1 protein-coding gene is annotated in these 519 nt (G+C 69.9%); it reads left to right on the top strand.

Annotated elements, in window-relative coordinates:
* Positions 1 to 22: 22 nt before the first annotated feature.
* Positions 23 to 519, top strand: a 497-nt coding sequence (locus tag ON30_RS27760; protein WP_040711876.1) for a polyketide synthase dehydratase domain-containing protein, incomplete at its 3' end; no start/stop codon positions are given.

Raw genomic sequence — 519 nt, 5'->3', positions numbered from 1 at the left:
GGTGTTGGTGGGTGGGGGTTGGGTGGATCTGCCGGGGTACGCCTTCGAGCGGCGGCGGTACTGGTTGGACGCGGCGGTGGGGGATGTGCGGGGTCTGGGTGTGGCCGGGTGTGGTCATGGTGTGTTGGGGGTGGTGGTGGAGTCGCCGGTCTCGGGTGAGGTGGTGGTGTCGGGTCGGTTGGGTTCGCAGGGGTGGGTGCGTGATCACGGGGTGGGTTCGGTGGTGTTGGCGCCGGGGGCGGCGTTGGTGGAGTGGGTGTTGTTCGTGGGGGATCGGTTCGGGTGCGCGGTGGTGCGGGAGTTGGTGTTGTCGGCGCCGTTGGTGGTGCCCGAGCGTGGTGGGGTGGATGTTCGGGTGGTGTTGGGTCCGGTGGGCTCGGGCGAATCAGGCTCGGGTCGGTCGGGTGCCGGTGAGTCGGGTGTCGGTGAGTCGGCGGGTGGTGCTCGTCGGGTGGAGGTGTTCTCGCGGCCCGAGGGTGGTGAGGGCCGGTGGGTTTCGCACGCGCAGGGTGTGATGGA

This window comes from Nocardia takedensis NBRC 100417 (assembly GCF_000308695.1).
In the GTDB taxonomy this organism is placed as follows: domain Bacteria; phylum Actinomycetota; class Actinomycetes; order Mycobacteriales; family Mycobacteriaceae; genus Nocardia; species Nocardia takedensis.
The sequence above is the reverse complement of the archived record's forward strand: the minus strand, read 5'-3'. Positions and strand labels throughout refer to the sequence as shown.